Below are 21182 nucleotides of genomic sequence, written 5' to 3' on the forward strand. Positions count from 1 at the left end.
AGACGGGACTCAAGGTGGAACGCCATCTCCGCCGGCTTCACGTTGCATCCGAAGTCTCGCTCGGAAGGCTGAAGCTGAACGTCACGCCACGGACATCATTACGCACGACCCAGATACGGCCGGCGTGTGCTTCGACAATCGACCGGCAGATCGCGAGCCCCATGCCCATGCCCGTTTCCTTCGTGGTGGTGAATGGCTCGAATATCGTCTCCAGATTTGCGAGCCCCATGCCTTCGTCCTGCACGTCGACCACGGCGTTGTCACCGTCGCGCCGGGAGCGGATCAATAGCGACTTCGGTAGTTCCACGGTCGTCGCGAGCGCCTCGATGGCGTTGCGCACGAGGTTGACGATCACCTGCTGAATCTGCACCGCATCGGCTCGGATCATCGGCACGTCCTGGGCTAGCTGGGTCTCCAGCAAGATCGCGTTGCCGTGGATTTCATCAGCCATCAGCGTGCAGACCTGAAGTATCAGCTTGTTGATGTCGAGATCGACCTTGGCAGGAGCCGTGCGCTTGAAGAGCGCGCGGATGCGGCTGATCACATCGGCCGTAGCATATCCGTCGCGGACGATGGCTTCGGCGCTGAGGCGCGCTTTGTCGATGTCGGGCGGCGTTGCTGCGAGCCAGCGCCGGCACGCCTGCCCGTGGGCCACGACGGCCTGCAGCGGCTGGTTGATTTCGTGCGCGATCGAGGCGGACAACTCGGCTACCGTCGCCATCTGTGATGCCTGCGCAAGCTTTTCCCGCGCATGCCGCAGCGCGTCTTCCGCTCGCGTGCGCTCGATGAATTGCCCGACCTGGCTGCCGACGGAGGTCATCATCTGCACGAGCTCGGGATCGGCGTCGCGCACTTCGCGGCTAAAGAATTCGATCACGCCCAGTACGCCGCTTTTGAGCGTGATCGGGAAGGCGAAGGCCGCGTGGAGCCCTTCGTTCGCGGCTGGTTCTGCACGCTGGGACTCCCGATCGAGCGCCATGTCGGGAATCCATGCGGGTGCGCCGCTCGACCATACTCGCGCAGGGAGTTCCACGCCCATGCCGCCGGCCCCGGACACCAACTCGGACACAGGTCCGGAGCCAGCCCGCGCGAAGGCCGCCGACGGCCACGTTTGCATGCGCATCAGCACGCCGGCTTCCTGATCGACGCGCCAGAACGCTCCACGATCCCACTCGAGTGCCTCGCACATTTCGCTCAGGATGCGCGGCGCAGCCTCTTCGAGCGAGCCCGCTTCCGACAGCGTCCGCGTGACGTTGAATTGCGCGAGCAGCCGTTGCTCGCGGCGCCTGCGGTCGGTGATGTCGCTCGCAAGTGCAATCGCGAACAGGCGTTCGCCGCGTTCGAACGCCCGTGCACGCACCTCGACGGGAAAGAGACTGCCGTCCTTCCGTCGACGGCGGCCGTTGAACGTCACGCTACCGTCCTCGCGCAGTTGTCGCTTGATGCGCTGAAACTTCTCCGGCGTGATGTCGCGATCGAACTGAGAGGTGCGCATGCCGATGAGTTCCTCACGCGCATAACCCAGCGTCTCGCAGGCCTGACGGTTTGCGTCGAGCACGATCCCTTCCTCGTCGTACAGGAAGATGGCATCCGTCGCGTGGTCGACGAGCGTTCGGAAGCGTTCCTCACTCGTGCGCAGCGCGTCCTCGCTCACGAGCAGGCTGCGGTGCGCGAGCGCGCTCGTCAGCGCATCTTCCAGGCGTCTGCCGATCTCCTCGAACAGCCGCCGCTCCACGGTGGTCCAGTCGCGCACATGCGAGCACTGGTGCAGCCCGAACAGGTACGGCCTGTCGCCCCTTGGACGAACCGCGATCGCGATCGTCGACAGGATGTTGAACCGCTCGCGAATCGCCGGCGGGATGCCCGGGTCCACCACCGCGCCCGGGGCGTCCAGCATGTCGCTCAGGATCTGCGCCGTCGGGGCGTCCACCGGCAGCGCCTGGTCGAGCGCGAAGGCGCCCGGATGGTCAGGATGCGTATGCTCCATCACCGCACGACACGTCGGCGCATCGGGATCGCAGGGATAGAGCAGCCAGGCCCGATCGCAATCGAAGATCGCCAATGCCTCCTCGAGCACGCCGCGCGTCATGCCCTCGACCTCGTTGGTTCGCTGCATGGCACGGTTGATCCGGTTCATGCATTCGAGGAACCACAGGTGCTCTCTGCGTTCCTCCTCGGCACGCTTCTGCTCAGTGACATCGATCGTGCAGCCGATGTACTCGATTACCTGCCCCGAGCGGTCGCGAATCGGATGCCCCACGGAACGGAGCGTTCTCACCCCGGTGTCGCAGTTCCCGCATCGGTACTCGACTTCCAGGTCGGAACCTTCGCGTACGGCCTTCGTGAAGCTTTCCACCGTTCGGGCGCGGTCATCCGGAAAAACGTCCTCCGTGACTTGCTCGAACGAAGGCAGGCCCTTCGCAGGGTCCAGGCCGTGAACGCGATAACACTCGTCCGACCAATACAGAATGGCATTTGAGACAGGGCTCCATGCCCAGCTTCCGGTGTGGCTGACCTTCTGCGCTTCCGCAAGGTATTGGCGGCTGCGCCGCAATTCTTCCTCTGCGCGCTTTTGCTCCGTCATGTCGACGACGAAGGCCACACCGCGCTCGCATTGCGCGTCGAAAGCGGCCACGCCGATCAGCACCGGCACCAGGCTGCCGTCCTTGTGGAAATACTCCTTTTCATACGCGGGCAGGCTGCCGGTCTGCTTGAACTGCTGCAAGTTTCGTTCTTGCTGGCGGTCGAGCCATTCGCGGGGTGTCAGGTCGGTCCATCGCAAGCGACCCGCGACGAGATCCGCGCGCTCGTAGCCGACGATGCGAAGAAACGCGTCATTGGCCTCGAAAATCTGACCACGCTGGTCCCAGAAGATAATCCCGACGATGTTGGCGTCGATCAGTCGGCGGATCTGCGCTTCCCGTTCCCGGATTTCGCCGTACAGGTTGCTGTTTTCAAGCGAAATCGCCGCCTGGGAAGCGATCAGCTTCAAGACGCAGATCCTGTCGGGCGTGAAGACGCCTGCCGCAAGCCTGTTTTCCAGGTACAGCAGCGCGACCAGTGCGCCCTGCTTCATCAGCGGCAGGCAGAGTACCGAGCGGACACCCTGCGCGCCGATGTACGCGTCGGTGGAGTGCGGGTTCCCGGCTGACGTATCGTTGAGGATCACGCTCTCGTGGGTGCGCGCCGCATAACGGATCACCGACTCGGGAAGCTCGTCCGCGGAAACGGGCGTCTCGCGCAGGCTGACCGCGACGGTGCCGCCGCAAGTCTTCGCTTCCGCCTGGATCACGAATTCGCTGTCACACGGGAGAACCAGCAGCCCACGGTCCGCGCCCGCATATTCGATGGCCGTGCGCAACAGCGCTTCGATGAGCTTTTCCGGCACGAGTTCGCCCGACACCGCCTCGGACACCTTGATCACAGTAGCCAGATCCAGATCTTCGACTGGCGCGTCGATCATGCCAGCGGCGCCCGGCGCGCGATCGTCCTGCCTCAGCGCGGGATAGAGCCGATCGAGTTGTCGCACCTTTCCAGGGGCTCCCCAACGCGAATACGCGCGCCGTGCGTTTCCCCGGTACAGATGCGCAATTTCCTCGAAGCCGCGCGCCGCGTAGCAACGGGCAGCCAGCTCGTAGGCCAGCGCCTCGTTTTGAACGAAGCCATTTGAACGCGCCGCGCGAATAGCTCGCTCGTAGAGTTCCATTGCCTCGGGCAGTCGCCCCTCGATGCGTGCGATCTCCGCGCTGACCAACACCGCGCGATCCTCGAAGTTCTGCGGGCAGTTTCCCGCCCAGGCCCGGAGTTGCCGCTCATGGGTCGCCAGTGCCTCCCGATGCCTTGCATACGGATCGGGACCCATCGGCTCGCAGCATGCGGCATGAGAGAGGGCGGCATAGAGGTGGAATTCCGCTCTCTCCACCAGCATGACCGACAGCGACGCTGATGTCGCAAACCATTTTTCCGCCTGTTCCGCGGCATCGATAGCGGATGCGTAGTCGCCAGCGAAGAAGCGAGCCTGCAGCTTCCGGATCCAGTAGAAGCATTCGGGCAGGGCCAGAGCCGGGTGACCGGTGAGGCGCGCCTCGAACGCGTCCTCCGTGAACAAACCCATGTCGAGCGAGCCGAATTTCGCGGTTTCGCCGCGGAGCATGCGCACGAGCGCGAGCAGGACGGAGATCATGTCGGCAGCGAATCCGAACCGTACCGTGCGCGCAAACTCCAGTCCTTGTTCTGCTTCGCGCTCGACCCGATCGAGTGGATCGCCCGAAGCGAGAAGAGTGGAACTGGCGGTGCGGCAGGCGTATGCCGCAAACGTCGGGTCGCATTGCTCGTTCGCCATCTGAAATGCACGTCGGGCCGGATCGATAGCTTCCCGGAACGGTCGTGTCCATGGCACCACGAGTGCGAAGACGAGATAGGTTTTTCCACCCATGCGCTTCAACCCGCGACGCTCGGTCAGATCGCAGGCCATCTTGCCAAGCCGATAGCCTGCGTCGTAATGGCCGAAGCGGTCGCCGGCGATCAGCCCGACCGCGACGTAATGCGCAGGCGCGGCGTCGCTGTTGCCGTGCTCCAGGCTGAGATTCACCGCCCTGCAGACGGTGAGCGCGTACAAATTCTCGTCGGTGTATAACGTTGGCGCTCCGAGGGCGATGAGCACGTCGAGCGTGGCAAGCGACTCTGCATCCCTCATCAGCGGCAGGTCGACGAGATCCTCGATTGCCCGGCTTCCGACCTGGGACCAGATCCGCTCGTACTCGCGGCGCGCTTCCAGTTGAGCGGGATGCGCGGCCCAATCGATGCCGACATGCCGGAGGTATTCGAGGCCTACCGTGACCGCGCGGTCGCTGGCCCCGAACATCGTGTAAAGATCCACGCGCCGGATCGCGACGGCCGCTCGCTGGAGCGTGTCGGCGGCACGCGTGGCAAGCGCCGCGAGACGTTCCTCCACCGCAGGCAGTGCGCCCGTGCAAAGCTCGCAGTCGGCCCGGTCCAGTTCCAGGTCAAAGGCAAGCTCCTGCCGGCGCTCCCACGCATCGTCCCGCATCAGCGCCGCGCCGGCGCGCAGATACGTCAGCGCCGAAGCGTGCGCGGACGAGGTCTTCGCGCGCTTGCCGGCGATCAGGTTCAGCTCGGCAAGCCTCTCGCGCTCGTCCTGCGACGTGATGAGGTGAGCGCCGCGGTCGAGCTGGTTAACGATTTCGAAGATCATCTCAGGCAGCTTTTCCGGCGGGGTGCAGGCAGCAAGCACCCACCCTATCCGGAGATGGATCTGCGCACGCGCCTCCTCCGGGATCATCGAGTACGCCGCCTCCCGAACCCGGTCGTGGATGAAATTGCAGGAATGCTCCGTGCAGGCGATGAGACCCGCCCGAATGGCTTCCCAAAGCCGGCCATGGACATCGTCTGCCGCGCGCGGCGAAACGGCTTCCAGCAAGGCGAGCTTGGCGCTGTTCCCGATGCACGCAAGCAACTGCAGGTCTTGCCGCGTTTCGACGGACAGACGGGACAGCTTGCCAGCCATGAGCGCCGCCACGTTATCGGTATAGCCCTTCGTATGGATGCGATCGAGGTCCCACGACCAGCGCGCCGCATCATGATCGAAGACAAGCATCGCCTCTTCGGTTAGCGAAGCAATGAACTGAGTGGCGAAGAACGGATTGCCGCCGGTCTTGTCATGCACCAGCCATGCGAGCGGCGCGACCTGCTCCGGCTTGCAACGAAGAGCGTCCGCGATCATCTGTTCGAGATGTTCCCTTGCAAGCGGCGCGAGCGCGATTTCTGTCACCGTGCCGCCCGCGGCCCGGATGGCATCGAGTCTGTGCATCAGCGGATGCGCGGCATCGACTTCGTTGTCGCGATACGCGCCGACCAGCAACAGGTTCTGCGGATGGGACTGCGTCAGCAGGTCCTCGATCAGGTCGAGCGTCGCCGCATCGAGCCATTGCAGATCGTCGAGGAAGAGCACCAGCGGATGTTCCGGTTGGGCGAACACTTCGATAAACCGCCGGAACATGAGCTGAAACCGCTGGCGCGCATCCTGGGGAAGCAACTCGGCGACCGGCGCGGGCTGTCCAATGACGTGCGACACTTCCGGAACGAGATCCACGACGAGTCCGGCATTCGGTCCCAGTGCTTCCCTGAGCGCATCGCGCCAGGCCGCAAGCTCTGCTTCGCTTTTGCCAAGCAGCGGCGCTAACAGACTCCGAAACGCTTGCGCCAGCGTCGAATAGGGGATGTCGCGCTTGTATTGATCGAATTTTCCGGAGGCGAAGAGGGCGCGCGAAGGCACCAGCACGCGGTGCAGTTCGTTGACGACGGACGACTTGCCGATGCCGGAATATCCCGAGACCAACACGAGTTCCGGCGCCCCCGTTTCGACGACGCGACGGAAGGCGCCAAGCAAAGTCTCGACCTCGCGCGAGCGCCCGTACAGCTTCTCGGGAATCATCAACCGGTCAGGCGTGTCGCGCTCGCCGAGCGGGAAGTCACCGATGCGTCGCCCGGTTTCCCAATGCGCCAGGCAGCGTCGCAGGTCCGCTTCAACGCCTGCCGCGGTCTGATAGCGTTCCTCCGCGGTCTTGGCGAGCAGTTTCATCACGATCGCGGATAGGACCGGCGCCAGGTGCGCCACACGCTCGCGCGGCGGGACCGCCTCTCGCGCGATATGGCAGTGCACCCATTCCATCGGATCGGCAGCGGTGAACGGCAGGCTTCCCGTGAGCATCTGGTACAGCGTCACGCCGAACGCGTAGAGATCGCTGCGGGAGTCGACCGAACGATTCATCCGCCCGGTCTGCTCCGGCGCCATATAGGCGAGCGTACCGGCGATCGACTCGGGCGGCTCGGGTCGTTGACGCTCTCGCGCAAGCCGCGATGCAATGCCGAAACCTGTAAGCCTGACTTCACCGCCATCGGGATTCACCAGGATGTTGGCCGGCTTGATATCCCTGTGCACGAGCCCGCTCTGGTGGACTTTGGCCAGCGCCGACGCGATGCCGATAGCGAGGATGAGGAAGGCCTCCAGGTCCAGCGGTGCATCGAGGAGACCGTCGAGGGGCTTGTAGCCGGAATCTTCGGGACCGACGACTGTTCCGTCGCGCGCGCGGAGCCACGGAGTGCGGTCCACATCGGGTTCGATCTGGTTCATGGAATGCCGGTCCGTTCTGGTGCTTGCCCGGGTCGTGAGCGGCGTGATGACTGTCGAAACGGTATCAGAGAATAGAAGATACTAGTCGCCCAAAATAAACCTGTCCCGGTTGGCACGGACGACCGTGGTTGTCGAAAAGCGGTGATTGCGGGGCTGCATGGAGTCCTTACCCGGCGTCTGCAGGGTAGAGGAATGGCAACCGGCGGGGAAGGGCGCGGTCAGCGTCAAAGAGATCAATCCAAGGCTAAGAGACGAAGTTACATCTTCATGGCGGGTGGCGCCATTACATATTCATGTAATGCACAAGACGGCCGTCCGCGCTTCCGGACGACGATTCGCGCGACTATAATTTTCTGTCGACACGACCGCGCAAGAGCGACATTCGGCGAGATTTTCGTGGGCCTGCCGTGCCGAAGTTAGGAGAGGCTTTCAGGCTTTTATCTAACAACCGAGGGGTTCCATGGAATCCGCAAGCGAAGTGGTGTATGTGGTCGACGACGACAGACGGGTGCGGGAAGCGCTCTCCGCGCTGCTGCGCGCAAACGGAAGAGACGTCCACGCGTTCAGCTCCGGCAGGGAGTTTCTGGACACACCGCGTCAGGATGTCGTTGCATGTCTGATCCTGGATATGAGAATGCCCGGCATGAGCGGGCTGGAAGTTCAGGAGTTGGTCAGCAGGGACTCGCGTATTCCCGTCATTTTCATTACCGGCAGGGGAGATGTGCCGTCCACGGTCCTGGCCATGAAGGGCGGGGCGGTTGACTTTCTCACCAAACCCGTCGATGAAGACGCGCTGATGCGCGCGGTCGATTCGGCACTCGCCCGGGCGCACGTTCTTCGCGGGGAGGCGGAAGAGACAGCGGCGCTCCGCGCGCTCTACCAATCGCTGACGCCGCGTGAGCAGGAGCTTCTGCCGTTGCTCGCGAGCGGTCTGCTCAACAAGCAGGCCGCGGCAATGCTTGGCATTACGGAATATACCGTGCAGGTGCATCGCGGCCACATCATGAGAAAAATGCAGGCGGATTCATTTGCCACGCTGGTCAGGCAGGCAAGCAGACTGCGGCTCGAAGCATCGCCGACGACCGCGTTCGATGCCTGACGCCAACGCCAATTCCTTGCTGGACTCGACGACCCGGAGAAGATGATGATCACGCCTCCGGCGCGGACCGTTGCCGTGATTGACGATGACCGGCGCGTTCTGGCGTCTCTTGCGAACCTGCTCGCTTCGGGCGGCTATGGAACGCGGGCCTACGAATCTCCACTGGATTTTTTCGCCGATGGCTATGCGGGCCTCGTATGCGTCATCACCGACCTCGGCATGCGGCCCATCGACGGCATTCAGGTGCTGGAGAGAACGGTTCTTTCCCCCGCGACGACACCCGTCATCATCATCACAGGCAAGCCGAGCGAGCATACGGAAGCCTACTATCTCCAGAAAGGCGCGTTGGGTTTCTTTAGAAAGCCCGTCGACGGGGACGCGTTGCTGGACTTGCTCGATAGCATCGCTTGAACGCGCGGTTGGAAAAATTCAAACGTTATCGTCGACGACAACGGCCACTGCGTCCGCATTAACCGTGATCCGTGTCCGCGTTTTGGATGATGGAAAGTCGCCTTGCGCAATCTCCCAGCAACGCTAGAAGTCCACGGATTAAAACCGCTTGCGAGCAACGCGCTCACCCCCCGACGTACCTCTCCGAAATCTCGAAACGCGCAGACCTCGTCACCGCCACGGCGCCATCGCGCGAAACACCCCATCACGCCTGACCAGCGCATGGAACAGCGCCGCTGCCAGATGCACGACGATCAGCGCGAAGAAGCACAACGCGAGGAACTTGTGCGCATTCCACAGCACCGTATGCAACTCATTGCTATGCGGCAGCAGCGAAGGCAATTGCACCCCGAACACCACGACCGGATAATCCGCCGCCGACAGCATGCCGTACCCCAGCAACGGCAGCGCGATCATCAACGCATAGAACGCGAGGTGCGACAAATAAGCCGCGAGCTTCATCGGCACGGGCATGTCCGCGGGTAGTGGCGGCGCGCCGCGCACGAGCCGCACGACCAGGCGAATCAAAGCGAGCACGAGTATCACGATGCCCAAAGGCTTGTGGATGGACACCAGCTTCAGATAGTCGGGCTTGACGGTGGACACCATGCCCACGCCGATGAACAGCATCGCCAGGATGCAGATCGCCATGATCCAGTGCAAAGCGCGCTGCAGCGGCGAGAACCGCGTGTGGATCGGGGTCATCACTTGGCTCCTTGCGCGGCGGTATGCGGATAGTCCTTGTCCTCGGCGGCCCTGCGGTTGAACGAGACCGAATAGGCGGCCGAACGCGCGGCGGGGAACGGATCGTCGGAGACGCGCATGCCCGGCGGCAGAACGGTGGGATCGAAGTTGAGATCGCGGCATGGCCCGTCAGGCTCGGGCTCGATGGCTTTGACCACCAGCGTACCCGCCTCTACCGTGCGGCGATCCTCGCCCCAGGCCTTGCTCGGATCGGCCGTCGGATCGCCCGGATTGGCAACCGTGACCACCATCGACCAGCGCTGCGGCCCGCTGCCGACGCGCTGCGTGATGTCCGCATTCAGAAAATCGGCGCCCTTCTGCTTCAATTCGTCGGCGGATAGCTTCTCGGGCTTGGCCGCCGGCACGAACGACCAGCGCACGGTCTCGTCCTGCCCCTCGGCATTGGTGAAGATGAAGCTGTTAAGGCTGTTGTAGCGCTCCTCCGCATAGGACGCGGTCCATGGCGCGCTGCCCGCCCATGCGCCGAACGCACCGATCTCCGGGTGAGCGGCGGCGAAATTCTTCATCGCGTTCGGATCGCCCTTGTTGGCGAGCGCGTGCTGCAGTTCATAGAACGCCTGCGGCGTGGCCACGGGAAAGACCGGCGCATCGATCATCGCGGAGCGCCACTCGCTGCCATCCGGCATGACGATGCGCAAGCTCAGGCCGCGCACTCGCGCCATGGCGTCCGACGCTTTCGCGTCCGGCGTGGCGAGGTTGAAGCGCCCCGTGACCGGATAAGTGCCGGCGGCGAACATGCGCGCTTTGGACAGATGCGCGGCCGCGCCATTGGATTCGAACTCGCCGGTGAAGCAGATACCCTTCGCGTGGTTCCGGCGAAAGCCAAGCGCCGGGCCGCCGGGCGGCGCCAGACTGTCGACGATCTTCGCCGGCGTCAGTCGTTGCGGCGAAAGCCAGCCCGCCGTGTACGCGAAGGCCGCGACCAACGCCGCCGCGACGACGGCGATGATGATCAGCGAACGGACATTGGATGCGGGGGAATCGGGTCTGCCGGCCATTGGACGCTCTCGATCGACGGTTCTGCTCGGGAGTAATCTATCAGCAAGGCGCGAATCGTGCACGCGACGTGCAAACGCCGATCGCTGCGACCAACGAACGAACCCGCGTACGCCAGTGTCATCGGCGTACGCGTTGTGGACTTCGGCTTGACGGAGCCGATGCTCCCTCTTACGCACGGCCCGGGTGCTGATCGTCGGCGTGCTGACATTCATACCGATGCTGACCGACGTGTTCACCTGATGGACGCGGGCGTCTCCCACATCAGCAATCAGGGCGGATCATCGAACGGACAAGAAAGGTGTTGCCGAAAGGTCAGCTTCGCGCCGAATTTGTTCCATTCGCCCGCGCCGAAGGCCAGTTTCCCGGACCGAGAAATGCGGGCGCGAGACCTGACAACTGTTCGGCCGCAGCGCGCAATGCCGGCAAGATGTCCTTTGCGGCACGCTCCCGGCTCGTCTCGTCGGACAGCACGTTCGCGCTAATTGCCGCGACCACGTTGCGATGCTCGTCGCGCACCGGTACCGCGAGGCCGCAAATATGCCGGTCGAACTCACCATCCACCCACGCGTACCCATCGCGCACCACCACATCCAGTTCGGCCATGAGCGATGCCTTGCTGTCGACAGTGGAAGGCGTAAAGGCTTTCAGTTCCACCGCGTCGACATAGTGGTCGAGAAACTGCTGACTCTGATAGGCGAGAAGTGCGCGCCCCGGCGCGGTCGCGAATGCCGGCAAGCGACTGCCCATTCCCAAGCGCAACGACATGATCTTTGGCGATGGAATGCGAAGAACGTACACGACCTCGCTGCCATCGAACACCGCTAGCGCGCACGATTCCCCGATCTGGACGCACAGATTTTCCAGCGCGCGCTGCGCGTGACCCCAAAAAGGCAGAGACGTCAGATACGTCATTCCGAGATTGAGGACTTTCGGCGTCAGCCGAAATCCTTTCTCCTCGGACTCCGCCGCGAAGCCCAACTCACAGAGCGTCAAGAGAATCCGCCGCACCACGGTGCGCGGCAGATTTGTGGCGTTCGAAACGGTTGCCACCGTGTGTGTTCCGCTGCGTCCCATTGCTTCGATCACGGACAGACCGCGTGCAAAGGAGCGAATAAAACCTTCGTTGTCTGGATTTGCCATGAACGGATTGTCCACGATTCGCGACAAATTTTCCATCCGTACATCGGCCTCACGTAGCCGGAAAGATTTGACATTGTAAGAAAAACGGACTCTAATATCGAAAAACGGACTGTAATATCCGCTAGGCGGACGAAACAGATGCTTATGACCATAACAATGGAGACGACATTGACACTCACTGAAGTTTTCGCGGACGGCTGGCGCGTCAGGCCCATGCACCGCTCCAAGCGCATCGCGGTCGCGATCGCGCCCACTTGCCCCGCCCATCTCGTCGGCCGATCCGTGGGCCACGCAGCCTGAGCGCAGGGCAGCAACCATCCATCCGCACCGACAGCATCTCGCGGTCACACATCACGCAAACGGAATACACCATGAAAGATAAGGTCTTCGTCGTCACTGGCGCCGGTAATGGCATCGGTCGCGCAATCGCGCTTTTGCTCGGCACACAAGGGGCCAAAGTAGTCGTCAACGATCTCGGCTCAAGCGGCAGCGGCGACGGCAGCGACAGTGGACCAGCAAGCCTTGTGGCGAACGAAATTCGCGAGGCAGGCGGCACAGCCGCAGCTGACACCCACTCGGTCGCGACGCCCGAAAGTGCCGAAGCGATTGTGCGAACGGCAATAGACACTTTTGGCCGCATCGACGGTGTCATCAACAACGCTGGCATCCTGCGCGATCGAATCTTCCACAAGATGTCCAGCACCGAATGGCAGGGCGTGCTCGATGTGCATTTGAACGGCGCTTACTACGTGAGTCGCGCCGCTGCGCCGTTCTTCAAGGAGCAGCAGAGCGGGACCTATGTGCACATGACGTCCACTGCGGGTCTCATCGGCAACTTCGGACAGGCGAATTACGCAGCAGCCAAGCTCGGGATCGTGGCGCTTTCCAAATCCATCGCATTGGACATGGCGCGGTTCAACGTGCGTTCGAACTGCATTGCGCCGTTTGCGTGGAGCCGTCTGATCGGCACGCTGCCGAGCGAGACCGAAGCGGAAAAGAAACGCCTCGCACGCATGCAGGCGATGACACCCGAACAGGTTGCTCCCGTGGCGGCGTTCCTCGCCGGAGACGATTCGCGTGACGTGAACGGTCAGGTACTGGCGGTGCGCGGCAACGAACTCCTCGTGATCAGCCAGCCGCGGCCAGTGGCATCGGTGCATCGATCCGAGGGCTGGACGCTCGAAAGCCTCGCGGATCATGCTGTGCCCGCGATCAAACGAGCGTTCACGCCGCTTGAACGCTCCCCCGATGTGTTCAGCTGGGATCCGATCTGAGGCGCCCATCATGACCATCGATTTTCACCAGCTCAGACACTGGGCGTTTGACGACCAGATTTCGCCCTATGTAGAGGACGACTGCATCCGCTATGCGCTAAGCCTCGGCATCGCCAGCAATCCACTGGACGATGACGACCTCAAATACGTGCATGAAGACTGCACACGCGTCGTACCGACCTTTCTCGCCACAGTCGGGGCGCCAGGCCCATGGGCGGCTGACCCGCGCACCGGGATCGACTGGATGCAAATCCTGCACGGCGAGCATCGAATGCGCTTTTACGGAACGCTGTCCGCTGCTGGCAGATTGCAGAGCACGACCCGCGTGAGTCGCGTGATAGACAAAGGTGCTGGCCGTGGCGCGCTGGTCGTAACCGAGCGCAGTATTGCGGACCACGATAGTGGCCAGCTACTCGCGACTGTCGAGCATGTCTCTTTCTGTCGAGCCGACGGCGGCTTCGCTACGTCCGACATACCCGGGGACAAGCCGCTCGACGCGCTGCCGGCAACGCCGTCGGTTGAGCCGGACATGGTCATGGACATGCCCACCTTGCCAAACGCAGCATTGCTGTACCGCCTGAACGGCGACCGCAATCCGATCCACGTGCTCCCCGCGGCCGCGCAGAAGGCCGGGTTCGATCGCCCCATACTGCACGGGCTGTGCACGTACGGCATGGCTGCACGGGCCATCCTGAAACGGGCATGCGCGAGCGTGCCATCGCGGCTCGCCAGCCTGAGCGCGCGCTTCTCGTCGCCGGTTCTGCCGGGGGACACCCTGCGCGCCGAGATGTGGCGAGCAGAAGGAGGCGTGCGCTTTCGCATGGTCGCTGCGGAGCGCGGGGTCGCCGTGCTCACTAACGGTGTCGCCGACATCCGCCCTTCATAAGCCAACCGCAACGAGTTCGCCATGTCATCGATAGAACATCAAGCAAAGCTGACGCCTGAAGGTGTCGCCTACCGGATGGTGCCGTCCGGACGGACAGTCACCTGGCGCGAGCTCGAACTACGTTCGCGCAAGTGCGCTGCCGCATTGCTGGCCGCCGGACACGAGGTAGGAGACGGCATCGCGGTGCTGCTGGAAAATCATGTCAGATACTTCGAGATTCTGTGGGCGGCGCATCGCATCGGCCTGTATTACACGACTATCAGCCGACATCTGAAAGCGGACGAGGTGCGCTATATCGTCACCGATTGCAACGCGAAAACCCTTTTCTGCTCCACTGAAACGCTGGGCGATCTCGCGCCCGGCGTGCTGGAGGCGATGCCGCTGAATCGCGTGCTGGTCGGAGGAGAGCGCGAGGACTTCCTGCAATACGAGGCGTGGCTTGCTCAGATTCCCGACGACGTGCAACTGCCTGAAACGATCGAGGGCACGGATTTCTCGTATTCCTCGGGGACAACGGGCATGCCGAAGGGCATCAAGCGCGCACTCGCCGGGGCAAACAGTTTTTTCAAGGCAGGAGCCGACCCGCGCACCCAGTGGAAGGACTTCGACAGCAACTCGGTCTATCTGTCGACGGCGCCGTTTTATCACACGGCACCCGTGCGCTGGAACATGGCAGCGATGCGCGCGGGCGCAACCTGCGTGCTGCTCGAAAAGTTCGATCCGCTGACCGCACTCGATGCGATACAGCGTTACGGGGTCACGCATTCGCAATGGGTGCCGACCATGTTCGTGCGCCTTCTGCGCATCGCCCCTGCGGAGCGCGCGAGGTTCGATCTCTCCAGCCTGCGTTACGCCGTACACGCCGCGGCGCCGTGTCCGGTCTCCGTCAAGGAGCAGATGATCGACTGGTGGGGGCCGATCCTGTACGAGTACTACAGCGGGACCGAACTGGTTGGGCGCACGTCGCTGAGTTCGGCTGAATGGCTCACACATAAAGGTTCGGTCGGCAAGCCCGAGTTCGGCCAGGTTCACATCGTGGATGAGAACGGCCGCGAGCTTGCGCCAGATGAAGCCGGCGTCGTGTACTTCTCCGGCGGCAGCAGCTTCGCGTATCACAACGATCCTGACAAGACGCGCCAGGCCTACAACGAACACGGCTGGGCGACCTATGGCGACATCGGCTATGTCGATGCCGACGGCTTTCTCTACCTGACCGACCGGCTTGCCAACACGATCGTTTCGGGAGGCGTCAACATTTATCCGCAGGAATCGGAGAACGTCCTGATGACGCACGAAGCGGTCGCCGATGTTGCCGTCGTCGGTGTGCCGAACGAGGAGTTCGGCGAAGAAGTGAAGGCGGTCGTCCAGTTGCACGAACCCGAACGCGCGAGCGCAGCACTCGCGCAGGAGCTGATCGCGCTGTGCCGCAGCCGCATCTCCCCCGTCAAATGTCCACGATCAGTCGATTTCGTTCAGGCACTGCCTCGAACGGAGACGGGAAAGCTGCTCAAGCGTGCCGTCAAGGCGAGCTACTGGCCCACTGAAAACCGTATTGCTCATTAAGGGGCCAGTTGCAAATGACACGGGATCAAGAGACGTATCGCGCGCCGCGCGCGATGTTCACACACGACCATGAGCTGTACCGGTCCAGCGTTGCACGATTCATCGCCGAGAAGATCGAGCCGTCTCACGCGAAGTGGGAAGAGGACGGGCTAATCCCGCGCGATATGTGGAAGTCGGCAGGTCAGGCGGGGTTGCTGTTGCCCAGCATTCCGGATAGCTATGGCGGCTGTGGCGGCGACTTCCTGCACAGCGCAGTGGTCCTTGAGGAGATTGCTCGCGCGGGGGTCAGCGGCGTGACCGGGTTCACCACGCACTCCGAGAACGTTGCGCCCTACCTGCTCGAATTCGGCACGGAGGCCCAGAAGGCCGCCTTCCTGCCGAAGATGGCGAGCGGCGAGGTAGTGGGGTCCCTTGGAATGACCGAACCCGGTGCAGGCAGCGACCTCAAGGCGATACGAACAAGCGCGTCGAAGGTTGATGGCGGCTACCGCCTGAGCGGCCAAAAGACGTTTATCACCAACGGGTATCACGCTGACCGCGTGCTGGTCTTCGCCAAGACGGAGCCGGCGGCAGGCGCGCGTGGAATCAGTTTGTTCTGGGTCGATACGACCTCAGAGGGCTTCAGTCGGGGACGTTTGCTCGACAAGGTAGGCCAGAAAGCGCAAGACACTGCCGAGCTCTTTCTGGACGACGTGTTCGTGCCTCACGACATGCTCGTCGGCCAACTGAACGCCGGCTTTGGCTATGCGATGAGCGGACTCGTGCGTGAGCGTTTGCTGATTGCATTGCGCTGCGCCACGGCGCTCGAAGTGGCGCTCGAATGGACGCTGGCTCACGTCAAGGAACGCCGCGCATTCGACAAGGCGTTGATCGACAACCAGTTCATCCGCTTCAGGCTCGCCGAAATCAAGACGCACGCATGCGCGACGCGAGCCTTTGTCGACGGTTGCCTCATGCAGTATCTGGACGGAACGCTCACCCCGGACGGCGCAGCGATGGCGAAATTGTGGGCGAGCGAAGCGACGCGGGCCATCGACGACCTGATGCAGTTCTTCGGTGGCTACGGGTACATGCGTGAATATCCGATCGCGCGCGCCTACACCGATGTGCGGCCGAATCGGATTTACGGCGGTTCCTCTGAAATCATGCGTGAAGTCATCGCGCGTGCCCTCTGAACAATTCACGGACACCCCCATGACAAACAATTTGTCTCGCTCCGTCGCCATCGTCGGCGTGGCGGAGTCGGACCTTGGCAAAGTGCCGGGGAAAACGGCGCTCGAACTGCAGGCGCAGGCCGCGCACCAGGCGCTCAAAGACGCGGGTCTAAGCCTTCGCGATGTGGACGGCGTGTTCGCCCACACGGACGACAAGTTCTCCAGTCTGCAACTGTCGGAATTCCTCGGCGTCCGGCCACGTTACGTTGACTCAACCAACGTTGGCGGCATGTCGAACATCATGCATATCCGCCACGCGATGGCTGCGATTGCGGCCGGCATGTGTTCGGTGGCGTTGGTCACCTATGGAAGCACTCAGTTGTCGGACGGCTCGCGCAAGAGTGGTGCGGTCGCCGCCGACAGCCCGGCTTCGCCGCGTGGCCAATTCATCGCGCCTTATGGTCAATTGAGCCCGATCGGCTATTACGCGATGGTGGCGCAACTCCACATGCACCGCTATGGCACCACGCCGCGCGATCTCGCCGAAGTGGCGGTCGCCGCCCGTCAATGGGCACAGCTCAACCCGAAGGCATATCGTCGCGAGCCGACGAGCATCGACGAAGTGATGAACTCTCCGGTGCTGGCCACACCGTTGCGTCAACGGGATTGCTGCCTGGTGACCGACGGTGGCGGCGCTTTGATCATTACATCGGCCTCGCGAGCGCGCGACCTGCGCGGCAAGCCGGTTTATGTGATGGGAGCGGCGGAGTCGCATTCGCATCACTACACACCGTTCAACACCACAGACTGGCTCGACACGAATGTCGCCGAGACCGCGGAAGCCGCCTTCAGGATGGCCGGCGTGACGCGTGGTGACATCGATGTGGTGCAGATCTATGACCACTTTACGATCGGAGTCATCCAGTCACTCGAGGAACTTGGATTCTGCGAGCGCGGTGAGGGCGGCAGTTTCGTCGCCGATGGCGCGCTGGCACCAGGCGGACGCTTCCCCATCAATACATCGGGGGGAGGGCTCTCGTATGGGCACCCTGGCATGTTCGGGATTTTCGTCGTGATTGAAGCAGTCAGGCAATTGCGCGGCGAATGTGGCGAGCGCCAACTTCCCAAGGCCGAACTCGCGTTGTGCCATGCACCCGGCCTTGTCTTCTCCTGCAACACCACCATGATTCTGGGAGTCTGAGCATGACTGAAGTCCAACGCCCGCTGCCGCAGCCGACGCAGCTCACTGAGCCGTACTGGAACGCGGCGAATGAAGAGCGGCTGGTCGTGCAATGCTGCAGAGCCTGCGGTCAGCGACAATTTTTCCCGCGGCCGTTCTGCCTTGCGTGCGAGTCCGACCAGATCGACTGGCACGAGGTCTCGGGTCGGGGCACGGTGTACACCTTCACGATCAACCACCGTGCGCCGAACGCGGCCATGAAAGAGCGGCTGCCCTATGCGGTAGCGCTCGTCGATCTCGACGAGGGTGTTCGAATGATGGCCAATATCGTGAACAGCGACTTCGCCGCCATTGCCATCGGCAAGCGGGTAAAGGTTGTGTTCGAGAAGGTATCCGACCAGATCAAATTGCCTCAGTTCGAACTCGCCTCGTGAAGGAAGCGCCACGTTGCGAGGTATCAGGATTGTTTAAGTCCGCGGCATCGGCATCGATCCGTTCCGTGCGATCCATCGGGCGCGGCTTTCGACCGACGCCCGCAGATGGTCAAAATCAAATCAAGGAGACGTCGTGAACACTGTAATTGCGCGGGAACCGGTGACAGCCGCGACCCACACTTCGGAGGCTGCTGCAAGGACATATCGAAAGATCGCATGGAGGATCGTGCCGTTTCTGCTCGTGTGCTACATCGTCAGTTATCTGGACCGTGTCAACCTGAGCTTTGCGAAACTGCAGTTCATGCAGGATTTGGGCTTTACGGATGCAGTCTATGGTCTGGGTGGTGGTCTGTTCTACCTCACCTACGTGCTGTTCGAAGTGCCTAGCAACCTCTATCTGCAACGCGTGGGCGCGCGTGCGACCCTGCTGCGCATCATGACGTTGTGGGGCGCAGTCACCGTCTTGATGAGCCTGATTACCAGCCCGACGCATCTGTATGTTGCACGCTGCCTGTTAGGCGCTGCCGAGGCGGGGTTCTTCCCTGGCGTGATTCTGTACCTGACCTACTGGTTTCCTTCGACATACCGGGCCAGGATCATGTCGATCTTCCTGATGGGCATTCCCGTGTCGGGCTGGATTGGCGGTCCGCTGGCAGGGTGGATCATGCATGACCTTTCAGGCCTGCACGGTTTGAGAGGGTGGCAGCTTTTATTCATCTATGAAGGGCTGCCGGCCATCGCGTTGGGGATCACTGCGTATTTCTATCTCACCAACGGCGTCGCGCAGGCCAAATGGCTATCGGACTCGGAAAAAGCGATCGTACTTGCCGATTTGCAGGCCGAGCACGCCGACAAGTCCGTAACGAGCAGCGAATCAATAGGAACGCTGTTCCGCGATCCACGCTTCTATGCGGCGGTGTTTGCCTATTTCGCCATCACGTGCGCGACCGTCGCCATGAGCCTGTGGGTACCTACACTCATCAAGGGTCTGGCCGTGAATGACCTTCGCACGATTGGCTGGCTGTCTGCCGTTCCGTACCTCGCGGCGACCGTGGGTTTGTGGGCAATTGGGCGGCACTCGGACTATCGGCTCGAAAGGCGTTACCACGTTGCGGTGTCGCTCGTTGCATCGGCTGCGGGCTTTATTCTGCTGGGATTCACCGGCGGAAGCGTCGGCTGGACGATCGCGCTGCTGGCGCTTGCGGCGACCGGGCTGTACGGCGCGATCCCCGTATTCTGGGCGATCCCCACCAGTTATCTTTCCAGGTCCAACGCGCCTGCCGGAATCGCCTTGATCAGCAGTCTCGGGTGTCTGGGCGGCTTCTTGAGCACTGCAATCATCGGTTGGGTGAAGAGCCTGACCGGGAGTCTGGACCTTGCGATGGGCGCGGTGGGGCTGCTGTTGATCGTTGCCTCCGCAGGATTGCTGATCGCGTTTCCGGCCAGGATGATTCAGCCGGCGCGCGCGAACGCATCCTGAACGCGGAAGCCTCGTCACCAGAGCCCGTTTCAGGCTTCTCCGCAGATAAATCATGGTCAGAAGGCAGTGCTTCAATGCAGCGTCGATGCCGCTATCGACGTGCTGCGCGCAGCGAACACGATCTGACGCCCCTGTTGTTTCCGTTCATCCATTTTTCTACCACCATGACCGATCATCCCAGTCTTGATCTCGCAACCTTTGCCGCACAATTGCGCTTCGATACGATTCCACCGGACGTGGTCGAGCGGACCGTGAACCTCTACGTGGATTGGCTTGGCTCGGCACTCGCGGGAAAAGGTGCACGTCCGGTCGAAACGATTGCCGCTTTTGCCCGCCGCGCAGCCCCGGGCCACGGGGTGGGCGCGGGCGGCGTCGCTGAAGTACTGATTGACCGAACGCGCACGACGCCCTATTTCGCAGCGATGGTGAATGGCGCCGCGTCGCATTTTGCGGAACAGGACGACGTGCACAACGGTTCGGTGTTCCATCCGGCAACGGTCGTTTTTCCCGTTGCGTTGGCACTCGCGCAAGCTCGCGGCGCATCGGGCCGGGACTTTATTACGGCGGCGGTGGCGGGTTACGAAACAGGCATTCGCGTGGGCGAGTTTCTTGGCCGCTCTCACTACAAGGTGTTCCATACAACCGGCACTGCCGGGACGGTGGCGGCCGCGGCCACGGCGGGCCGTCTGCTTGGCCTGTCGCCGCAACAGATGCTTGATGCGTTCGGTTCGGCGGGGACACAGGCAAGCGGCTTGTGGGAGTTCTTGCGCGATGCGGCCGATTCGAAACAACTGCATACGGGAATGGCGGCAGCCAACGGCCTGATGGCTGCAGAACTCGCCGCTGACGGATTCAGGGGCGCAACGCGTATCCTGGAAGGGGCGCAGGGCATGGCGGCGGGCATGTCGAGCGATGCCGATCCGGCACGGCTCGTCGATCGTCTCGGCGAGCGGTGGGCGACGGCGGAAACGTCGTTCAAATATCACGCGTCGTGCCGCCACTCACATCCTGCCGCCGACGCGCTGCTTGCCGTCATGGGGCGCGAGCGTCTGGGTGCTTCCGATATCGCGCGCGTCACCGCGCACGTGCATCAGGCTGCGCTCGATGTTCTCGGGGCCGTGGTTGTGCCGCGCACCGTGCATCAGGCGAAGTTCAACATGGGAACCGTGCTTGGACTCGTCGCGTTGCATGGCTATGCGGGGGTCAACGAGTTCGAAGGCGGTTTCGACGCGGCGCCAGTGGCGGCGTTCCGCGACAAAGTGGAAATGGCTTACGACGATGAAGTGGAGCGCGCATATCCGGCTCGCTGGATCGGCAAGGTTACCGTCACTACACACGATGGCCGCCGCTATGCGGGTCGCGTCGATGAACCAAAGGGCGACCCGGGCAACACGTTAGCGTGACGAAATAGCTGAAAAGGTCCGCCGACTTGCTGCGTTCTCGGGCGCGGCATCGGAGCGCGAGGTGTCGAAGCTGCTCGATGAAGCGTGGCAGATAACCTCGTGTGCGGTGACGAAATCGGTCTTCACGGGCCGCCCGGTGGAAGCGTAACGGCACCGGGTTCATGGCTCGTCGCACCGCGAGCACTACGCCTCGCGACCGTGC

At 62.5% G+C, this 21182-nt stretch carries 13 protein-coding genes and 1 pseudogene; 10 read left to right on the forward strand and 4 right to left on the reverse strand.

The window, feature by feature from the left end:
- Positions 1-37: 37 nt before the first annotated feature.
- Positions 38-7153, reverse strand: a complete 7116-nt coding sequence (locus tag AWB68_RS01320) for a PAS domain S-box protein (protein ID WP_087642568.1) — start codon at positions 7151-7153, stop codon at positions 38-40.
- Positions 7154-7613: 460 nt separating this feature from the next.
- Here AWB68_RS01320 and AWB68_RS01325 point away from each other — a divergent pair, with 460 nt between their 5' ends.
- Both AWB68_RS01325 and AWB68_RS01330 read left to right on the forward strand, forming a co-directional pair.
- On the forward strand, positions 7614-8252 hold the full coding sequence (locus tag AWB68_RS01325) for a response regulator transcription factor (RefSeq protein ID WP_087642569.1): 639 nt from the start codon (positions 7614-7616) through the stop codon (positions 8250-8252).
- A gap of 45 nt (positions 8253-8297) precedes the next feature.
- Complete coding sequence (locus tag AWB68_RS01330; RefSeq protein WP_087642570.1) at positions 8298-8663, forward strand: response regulator; 366 nt, start codon at positions 8298-8300, stop codon at positions 8661-8663.
- Positions 8664-8873: 210 nt separating this feature from the next.
- Here the strand turns inward: AWB68_RS01330 and AWB68_RS01335 are convergent, their stop codons facing one another.
- From AWB68_RS01335 to AWB68_RS01345, 3 genes are all read right to left on the reverse strand, one after another.
- The gene (locus tag AWB68_RS01335) at positions 8874-9407 is read right to left on the reverse strand and encodes a cytochrome b (RefSeq protein WP_087642571.1); all 534 of its coding nucleotides are present in this window, start codon (positions 9405-9407) and stop codon (positions 8874-8876) included.
- The gene (locus AWB68_RS01340; protein ID WP_087642572.1) at positions 9407-10465 is read right to left on the reverse strand and encodes a catalase family peroxidase; all 1059 of its coding nucleotides are present in this window, start codon (positions 10463-10465) and stop codon (positions 9407-9409) included. Before AWB68_RS01340 ends, AWB68_RS01335 begins: the two co-directional genes overlap by 1 nt.
- Positions 10466-10778: 313 nt before the next feature.
- A complete protein-coding gene (locus AWB68_RS01345) occupies positions 10779-11924 on the reverse strand; it encodes an IclR family transcriptional regulator domain-containing protein (RefSeq protein ID WP_235028152.1) in 1146 nt (381 codons plus the stop codon).
- A 53-nt stretch (positions 11925-11977) separates the two neighbouring features.
- Here AWB68_RS01345 and AWB68_RS01350 point away from each other — a divergent pair, with 53 nt between their 5' ends.
- The 8 genes and pseudogenes from AWB68_RS01350 to AWB68_RS01385 all read left to right on the forward strand — a co-directional run bounded on the left by AWB68_RS01350 (position 11978) and on the right by AWB68_RS01385 (position 21128).
- Complete coding sequence (locus AWB68_RS01350) at positions 11978-12880, forward strand: SDR family oxidoreductase (protein WP_087642573.1); 903 nt, start codon at positions 11978-11980, stop codon at positions 12878-12880.
- A gap of 10 nt (positions 12881-12890) precedes the next feature.
- Positions 12891-13766, forward strand: coding sequence for a MaoC/PaaZ C-terminal domain-containing protein (locus AWB68_RS01355; RefSeq protein ID WP_087642574.1), 876 nt, complete (start codon positions 12891-12893; stop codon positions 13764-13766).
- Between the two features lie 21 nt (positions 13767-13787).
- Positions 13788-15329 (forward strand): AMP-binding protein, encoded by a 1542-nt coding sequence (locus AWB68_RS01360; RefSeq protein ID WP_087642575.1) that lies wholly within the window; start codon positions 13788-13790, stop codon positions 15327-15329.
- 14 nt (positions 15330-15343) lie between these two features.
- The gene (locus tag AWB68_RS01365; RefSeq protein WP_087642576.1) at positions 15344-16504 is read left to right on the forward strand and encodes an acyl-CoA dehydrogenase family protein; all 1161 of its coding nucleotides are present in this window, start codon (positions 15344-15346) and stop codon (positions 16502-16504) included.
- Between the two features lie 19 nt (positions 16505-16523).
- Complete coding sequence (locus tag AWB68_RS01370) at positions 16524-17684, forward strand: acetyl-CoA acetyltransferase (RefSeq protein ID WP_087642577.1); 1161 nt, start codon at positions 16524-16526, stop codon at positions 17682-17684.
- A gap of 2 nt (positions 17685-17686) precedes the next feature.
- Positions 17687-18097 (forward strand): Zn-ribbon domain-containing OB-fold protein, encoded by a 411-nt coding sequence (locus AWB68_RS01375; protein ID WP_087642578.1) that lies wholly within the window; start codon positions 17687-17689, stop codon positions 18095-18097.
- A gap of 133 nt (positions 18098-18230) precedes the next feature.
- Complete coding sequence (locus AWB68_RS01380) at positions 18231-19577, forward strand: MFS transporter (RefSeq protein WP_087642579.1); 1347 nt, start codon at positions 18231-18233, stop codon at positions 19575-19577.
- 164 nt (positions 19578-19741) lie between these two features.
- A pseudogene (locus tag AWB68_RS01385) lies at positions 19742-21128 on the forward strand (MmgE/PrpD family protein).
- The last annotated feature ends 54 nt before the right edge of the window (positions 21129-21182 follow it).

Origin of the sequence: Caballeronia choica, assembly GCF_001544535.1 — a bacterium.
In the GTDB taxonomy this organism is placed as follows: domain Bacteria; phylum Pseudomonadota; class Gammaproteobacteria; order Burkholderiales; family Burkholderiaceae; genus Caballeronia; species Caballeronia choica.